This is a genomic window from Nocardia sp. NPDC060220 (assembly GCF_042727815.1).
Taxonomy (GTDB): domain Bacteria; phylum Actinomycetota; class Actinomycetes; order Mycobacteriales; family Mycobacteriaceae; genus Nocardia.
Genome location: NZ_JBHWZY010000320.1, coordinates 1 through 7,210, shown reverse-complemented (window position 1 = coordinate 7,210; position 7,210 = coordinate 1). Strand labels below are relative to the sequence as shown.

General features: G+C 65.5%; 10 protein-coding genes. 9 read left to right on the top strand and 1 reads right to left on the bottom strand.

Annotated features, from left to right (window positions below):
- Positions 1-734, bottom strand: a 734-nt coding sequence (locus ACFWF3_RS17965) for a glycine--tRNA ligase (protein ID WP_379314524.1), incomplete at its 3' end; no start/stop codon positions are given.
- Positions 735-923: 189 nt separating this feature from the next.
- Here ACFWF3_RS17965 and ACFWF3_RS17960 point away from each other — a divergent pair.
- The 9 genes from ACFWF3_RS17960 to ACFWF3_RS17920 form a co-directional block, all read left to right on the top strand.
- Positions 924-1,274, top strand: coding sequence for a helix-turn-helix transcriptional regulator (locus ACFWF3_RS17960; RefSeq protein WP_067456316.1), 351 nt, complete (start codon positions 924-926; stop codon positions 1,272-1,274).
- 4 nt (positions 1,275-1,278) lie between these two features.
- The gene (locus ACFWF3_RS17955) at positions 1,279-1,728 is read left to right on the top strand and encodes a Fur family transcriptional regulator (protein WP_379314523.1); all 450 of its coding nucleotides are present in this window, start codon (positions 1,279-1,281) and stop codon (positions 1,726-1,728) included.
- A 107-nt stretch (positions 1,729-1,835) separates the two neighbouring features.
- Complete coding sequence (locus tag ACFWF3_RS17950) at positions 1,836-2,129, top strand: hypothetical protein (RefSeq protein WP_378993902.1); 294 nt, start codon at positions 1,836-1,838, stop codon at positions 2,127-2,129.
- Positions 2,129-3,988 (top strand): hypothetical protein, encoded by a 1,860-nt coding sequence (locus tag ACFWF3_RS17945; RefSeq protein ID WP_379314522.1) that lies wholly within the window; start codon positions 2,129-2,131, stop codon positions 3,986-3,988. Before ACFWF3_RS17950 ends, ACFWF3_RS17945 begins: the two co-directional genes overlap by 1 nt.
- Positions 3,985-4,500: a hypothetical protein gene (locus ACFWF3_RS17940; protein WP_379314521.1), complete on the top strand. Its 516-nt coding sequence runs from the start codon at positions 3,985-3,987 to the stop codon at positions 4,498-4,500. Before ACFWF3_RS17945 ends, ACFWF3_RS17940 begins: the two co-directional genes overlap by 4 nt.
- A gap of 2 nt (positions 4,501-4,502) precedes the next feature.
- On the top strand, positions 4,503-5,168 hold the full coding sequence (locus tag ACFWF3_RS17935; RefSeq protein ID WP_379314520.1) for a DUF3558 domain-containing protein: 666 nt from the start codon (positions 4,503-4,505) through the stop codon (positions 5,166-5,168).
- 14 nt (positions 5,169-5,182) lie between these two features.
- Positions 5,183-5,563: a hypothetical protein gene (locus ACFWF3_RS17930; RefSeq protein WP_379314519.1), complete on the top strand. Its 381-nt coding sequence runs from the start codon at positions 5,183-5,185 to the stop codon at positions 5,561-5,563.
- Positions 5,560-6,894 carry a hypothetical protein gene (locus tag ACFWF3_RS17925; RefSeq protein WP_379314518.1) on the top strand — a complete coding sequence of 445 codons (1,335 nt, stop codon included), beginning with the start codon at positions 5,560-5,562 and terminating at the stop codon, positions 6,892-6,894. Before ACFWF3_RS17930 ends, ACFWF3_RS17925 begins: the two co-directional genes overlap by 4 nt.
- Positions 6,881-7,210 (top strand): ESX secretion-associated protein EspG (locus ACFWF3_RS17920; RefSeq protein WP_379314517.1); only part of this gene is annotated, 330 nt, incomplete at its 3' end. The genes ACFWF3_RS17925 and ACFWF3_RS17920, both read left to right, overlap by 14 nt.

Below are 7,210 nucleotides of genomic sequence, written 5' to 3'. Positions count from 1 at the left end.
GTGTACCAGGACAGACGGGTGTCGATCCAGTACTTGTGCCACTCCACGTCCTCGCCCGGCTTGACGAAGAACTCCATCTCCATCTGCTCGAACTCACGCGTGCGGAAGATGAAGTTGCCCGGCGTGATTTCGTTGCGGAAGCTCTTGCCGATCTGGGCGATGCCGAACGGCGGCTTCTTGCGCGCGGTCTCCTGGACATTCTTGAAGTTGACGAAGATGCCCTGCGCCGTCTCGGGACGCAGATAGTGCATGCCCTCTTCGTCGTCGACCGGGCCGAGGAAGGTCTTGAGCAGGCCGGAGAAGTTACGCGGCTCGGTCCACTTGCCGGGCTGGCCGGTGTCGGGATCGTTGATGTCGGCCAGGCCGTTGGCGGGCGGGTGGCCGTGCTTGGCCTCGTAGGCCTCGATGAGATGGTCGGCGCGGTAACGCTTGTGCGTGTGCAGCGACTCGACCAGCGGATCGGAGAAGGTGGCCACGTGGCCCGAGGCCTCCCAGACCTGGCGCGGCAGGATCACCGAGGAGTCGAGACCGACGACATCGTCGCGGCTGGTGACCATGGTCCGCCACCACTGCCGCTTGATGTTGTCCTTCAGTTCGACGCCGAGCGGACCGTAGTCCCACGCCGACTTGGTGCCTCCGTAGATCTCACCGCACGGGTAGACCAGACCCCGGCGCTTGGCGAGGTTGGCAACGGTGTCCACCTTCGACTTGGGTGCCACGCGAGATTTCTCCATCCACTGCGAGTCGGAATTGTTCGGCATGCCGTACCGGTGTTCGATGCGGCCTACCGTACGTAAGTGGGTCCAGCGTATCGGGACGCGTCCAGTGGGTTTGCAGCAGCCGAGGTGTCCGCGCGGCGCGTCATTTGACATGCGCAATTATGCATATCAAAATGGAATCTGTTTCCATTAAGGAGTTGGTTGATGACCACCGAGGCCGCGCCCGCGCACCCGCACAACCCGTACCACTCCCCCGCCCCCGCCGCCGTGCCGTCGCGCACGGTCCTGGAGGACGCGGGCGAGCTGCTGCGGGCACTGGCCGCGCCGGTCCGCATCGCCATCGTGCTGCAGTTGCGTGAGTCGCCGCGCTGCGTGCACGAGCTGGTCGACGCACTCGGCGTCACCCAGCCGCTGGTCAGCCAGCATCTGCGCATTCTCAAATCGGCGGGCGTCGTGCACGGCGAACGCTCGGGCCGCGAGGTGCTCTACGAACTCGTCGACGACCATCTGGCGCATATCGTGGTCGATGCCGTCGCCCATGCCGAGGAAGGGTAATCCGTTGGCAGACAACACCTCCGCGAAGCAGGTCGGGGTCCGCAGCACCCGCCAGCGCAGTGCCATCTCGGCCCTGCTCGACAATATCGACGAGTTCCGCTCGGCGCAGGAATTGCACGACGAGCTGCGCAAACGCGGCGAGGGCATCGGCCTGACCACCGTCTACCGGACTCTTCAGTCCCTGGCCGACGCGGGCATGGTCGACGTGCTGCGCACCGACACCGGCGAATCCGTCTACCGCCAGTGTTCGAGCGGCCACCATCACCACCTGGTGTGCCGCCAGTGCGGGCGCACCGTCGAGGTCGAGGGCCCGACGGTCGAGGCATGGGCCGAGACCATCGCGAGCGAACACGGCTTCACCGAGGTGAGCCACACACTCGAGATCTTCGGCACCTGCCGCGAGTGCGTGCGCAGCCGAACCGATGCGGCGAGAGACGAACCCGCATCCGTGTGACTCACATCACATGATGGAACCTTCGCTTCGCGAGCCCCGTCCAACCTTCACGAAGGGACCGGCCCGCACGGGCGCGTAGTCCTCTCGGCAGTGAAGGAGCGGGCATCGTGAGCGGGACCCTGGGCGTCGAGCCCGATCAGTTGACGACGATGGCGACGACCTGGCGTCGGGAGGCGGCCGAAGTCGACGCACTGAGCTGGACGGCCGCGAGCGAGGCGACCGGCGACGGCAATGACGTGCTCGCCGCCGTACGCGGGCTGTCCGACCCGGCTTCGCAGGCCATGGACTCGATCGCGACCCGGTACACGACGCTGGCCGACCTCGTCGACAAGTTCTCCGCCGATATCCAGGCAAGAGACGCCGAGACCGCGGGCGAAATCGGAAAGCTCGGTACCCGCTGATGCGGCCGACCATCCCCCAACTCGACACCTGGAATCTCGAGGGCCTGCACCGCGCCGGGGAAGCCGCCCGCGCCAACGCCGACATCCTCTCGAACTCCGTCGACGACTGCTCGCGCGCGATCTCGGCCGCGGGTAGCTGGTACGGACAGACCAAAGACGCGGCCTCGCGGCGCATCGATGAGGAAGTCGATCACGGCTACGAGGTGCGCACCGTGCTGCTCCGTGTGGCCGACGACGCCGAAGACGCCTACCAGGGCCTGAAACACGCCAAAACCTATGTGCTGGAACAGAAGAGCCTCGCCGTCGGGCAAGGTTTCGTGGTCGCGCCCGACGGCCGGGTGACCCATTTCGATCCGGAAGAGGAGGGCGCCGCAGGAGTTTTCCAGCTCAACCTGCTCAGCGGGCTGGACGAGCTCGAACGCCTCGACAACCTGTTCGGCGCCAGGCTGCGGGAATCGATGGGCGACCTCGGGGCGATGCGCGACGGGCAGCCCGACATCACCCTCGTCGACGGTTCGATGCGGGATCCGGACGCGGTCGCGATCCAGCTGGCGTCGATGTCGCCGGACGATCGGGCGACCTTCCTGGCCGGGTTGAGTCCCGAAGCGCAACGTCAGCTGGTGATCGCGGCGCCGGAGAAGCTGGGAAATCTGAACGGCGTGCCGTTCGTGATGCGGATCGAGGCCAACGAGATCAATGTCCGCAACGCGCTGACGTCGGAGAAGGCCAAGCCGAATCGAGACGAATCGCGGGTGAAGCAGCTGGAAGCGATGCTCGCGCCCATCCCGAATCCCGAAGGTGCGGGCACGCTCGACACCACCGCCGCCGCGACCGGCGAAACAGCGACACCGCAGCTGGGCATGGTCGACCGCAAGTTCGTCATGTTCAGCACCGAGGGCAACGGGCGGATGATCGAGATGGTCGGCGAGATGAAGTCGGGCGCGCCCGGTGTGGGGGTGTATGTGCCCGGCACCAGTACGAATCTCAACGGCTCCGGGTCGAATCACGTGGCCGCATGGAATCTCGCCGATCAGACGGGCGGCCCGATTTTCCTGTACATGGAGGGCGACTTCCCGCAGAGTCTGACCAGCCTTTCCGACGGGGCGCCGAGCCCGAAATTCGCCGCGGACATGGCGCCTCGGCTTGTCGACTTCGGCCGCGAAATCGACCGGGAAGTCGGTGCGACCGCGCCGGGAACGCCGGTTTCCTATGTGGGACATTCCTACGGCGGTTCGATCGTCGGCTCGGCCGAGCAGTTGGGTCTGCGCGCTGACCGCATCCTGCACGCTTCTTCGGCGGGCACCGGCGTTTTCGACACGGGCTGGAACAACCCGAACCCGAGTGTCCAGCGGTATTCGATGACGGCACCCGGCGACCTGATCGGGGTGGTGCAGTCGTATCCCGAAGGCGGACTCAGCATTCCGGGCGCATTCACGATTCCCGGAAACCCCCACGCGTCCGCCGAATTGGGCGGTGATCCCGACGAGGTACCCGGCGTAACACGACTCGATACCGGCTTCTACAGCGACACCTCCCGAAACCACCCCACCGAGGTCGTCTTCGGTACCGACGGGCACGGAAAGTACTGGGACGACCCGAGATCGACAGCGTTTCAGAACATCGTCGGCGTTATCGAAGGATCGACCGCGACCGCGTATGTCGAACGAGGAATCGAAACACCGTACGTCGACATCGGTTTGGGAGACAACGGCGACGGCGGCAAGGAGGGGTTCGACGCAGCGAAGGCAGCTGCTGCCGCTCGCCTCGCAGCAGCCCTCGGCAATCCCGACCTCGACCCGTACGCCGATCCCCGCATCACCGACAATGCCGATCCCGGCCGAACGATCGACATCAAATGACGAAAACAACGATCGTGGCCTGCATCCTGATGATCACTGCGGGCGTCACGGGATGCAGTGGTTTCATCCACGAAGGTCCGACCAACCAGCGGATCAAAGACACCACGGGGCTGACCGTCGCCGAGGCAGGCGCGATTGTCGAGCGCAATTTCGAGCTCATCTGGCCGCAGAAGGGCCCCGTCGAGATCGCGAATCTGACCTCACCGGGCACAGGCTGCCGAACGAACCCGAACTCTCTGATGTCCGAGGGTCCGCCGTGGCGGCCCCGGTACACGATGGAGGAAGTGAACCCGCCCCAGGAGTTCATCGACCGAGCGATGGCGAATCTCGAAGCGATGACCACACGCGGCTTCACCCTCGTACCGAGCCAGCGGCCCGACAACGACCCGGTGAACCGGCTCTACCGCGACTCGACCGGCTACACCGTCGCATCGTTCCGGGATACCTCCGTTGGGCCGAGGAAAGAGGTGCGGTTCTCGATGACCGCGTCCTCACCCTGCGCGGCGGAGTAGGCGTGACCTTTCGCGATGCGTATCAGCGTGACTACGATCTTCGGAGCGGGGACGTCATGAACGGGCACCGGTTCTGTGGGAGGGACGAAGACATGGCAGTTCGAGGTGCGGCGGCGAGGGTGTTCGGCGTTGTCGCGGTGGCGGGGTTGGCTGTCGTGGGGTGCGGTGATGGGGAGCAGGGAACGGCTACTCCGCAGACGAGCGGTGTGAGTGTGGCGGCGAGTCCTACTTCGGTGGATGCCGAGGCGAAGGTGTGGGATCCGTGTTCGTTGCCGGATTCGGCTGTCAGCGACGTAGGCCTGAACGTCCAGAGCAAGAAGAAAGATGTTGCGGGTGTGGACTTCACAGGGTGGAAGGTCTGCAGCTGGATGGATCCGGGTAAGCAGTTCAGCCTGGCAGTCATGTCGTCTGAACACACCTTGGCGGAATCTCGGGCACGTACAGATTTTTCGGACTGGAACTCGCTTACCGTCGGATCCCGCGACGCGCTCGAGTTCCGGCAGGCCGGAGCATCACACGACCTGTCATGCTTCGTCGCCGTCGAAGTACCCGCCGGATCGGTCATGTTCAGGTTCCAGAATCGTGTCAGCGCCGACAATCCTCTGCCTCCATGTCCTGAGGCACGTCGATTGAGCGCCGGTCTGGCCCGATACCTTCCAACGGCTTGAGGGAGTGATCGCAATTGCACCTCAGCATCGACCCCGCCGAGTGGAATCAGCTCCTGAGCCATGCGAATGCCGGGGAGCTCTCTCTGGACCCCGAGGTCGGCAAGGATCTCGACCGCGTGTGCGATGAACACCTGGACCGACTCGAAGAGGTCTTCGAGCAAGTAGCAATCGTCAGTGCGATTTCCGGTTTCGGCGACTTCAACTCAGGTCGGACGTTGGAGCGGAAGTTCTCCTTGACTGCGTCCGGAGGAGACCGTCCACTGGACGACGTCCTCAAGAAGCACATCGAAGCGGTCAAGACCGCGAAAGAGGTTGTGGCCAAGGCGATTGCGAACTTCGTCGCCCAAGACGAAGCGACCGGCGCCGAGATCTCCGCGACAGGAGAACACCTGTGACCTACGAGGACTACAAGAGCAAGGTGATCGCAGCTCAGGAGCAGTGGAATACCGAGCGGGCCAAGATCTACGACCGCCAGCTCGCCGGCAACTACGCCACGATCTTCGGCGGCGACATCCAACCCCCGCACATCACCACCCCTGACAACTACGACAGCATGACGCTCGAGCAGATGCAGGCGGCGGTCGCGGCGATGGAACCACAGCTGGTCGATGACGCGGTAACCGCGTGGGCGAATATCGGTGGCGCGCTGATGGGCACCTTCACCGGGTTCAACCAGCAGTTCGCCCGCACCGTCACCGGCGCGGGCGGCCACGGCGGATGGACGGGCGCGGCAGCTTCCGCCGCCGTCGCGGCCGTGAACAACTATGCGCAGCAATCGATTCCACTCTCTCAGGCCGCGACTGCGATCAGCCTCAAACTGACCGAGATGCGCACCGGGATCGAGCAGACCCAAGCGTTGATGCCCGGCCTCACCGAGCGCACCAACGTCACCGGCAAGTCGTTGCCCGCCGACGGTGTGATGAAGGTCGACGATCACAACCGCGACGAAGCCACCCAGGAGGGCAGGCGGATCTTGCGCTCCGTGTACAGCCAGGTCGCCGGCCAAACCGACAACGGCGTTCCCTTCTTGCCGACCGCGCCGACCATCGCCGACGACGGTGGACCGGGCAGCAACAGCGAGACGAATGCCGTGGACAGTCAAGGTGGTTCGACCGCAGCTGGCAACGAAACCGAAGACCCGGCAGCGGGAACGAACGGCGACAGCGCGACACCCGAGGGTGCCGCTACCGAACCGCCTTCCACCACAACCTCTTCGACAGACGCGGGCTCGACCACACCCCAGAGCGCCACCACCACACCGCAATCCACCACCCCCACCACAACAGCTCCGAACACCACCGCGCCGACCAACGCTGGTGCAACTACGCCAGGCGTCGGCACACCCGGTGTCGGCGCCCCGGGCACCGGCGCCCCTGGCTCCGGCAGACCCACCGGCAACGGGCCCGGCGGATCTGGCACCCCACGCGGCAGCGGCACCCCGACCAGCGCCACTCCCGGCCGAAGCACCCCTGGCACCCCGTCCCCCGCTGCCGCGGCAGCAACCGGAACCCGCGCGGGCACCACCTCCGCCACCGGTCGCGGCGCAGCGGGCGTGGGCGGCATGGGCGCACCGGGCACAGGTCGCGGCAACTCCGACGACGAACGAACCAAGGACATCCCCGACTACCTGATCACCCAGGAGAACGGTGACCTCCTGCTCGGCGCGGACCAGATCAGGACCGTGCCCCCGGTGATCGGCGGAGACGACGACAGTGCACCGCGCTGAATTCACCGGCATCGAATTCGAGATCCTGTGGTCCGGCTACGGCCGTGACCGCCTCCCCTATCCGCTCCAATACCGCACCGACATCGCCGAATTCGACGAGCTGAAGCAGCACCGGGAAGCCGCGGTGGACGCCCTCCTCCGCAAATACGACCCGGCGGTGGAACGCGCCCTCGCCGTTCTGCTCGACCCCGATGCCAGGGTCGAATCCAAAGGCTATGTGGGACAGGACAACGCGAACATCATCCGCTTCCACGGCGCGATCCGCGGCACGGTCGGCGCCACCCTGCAACAGGCGCCGGGCGCCGGGGAGGACACC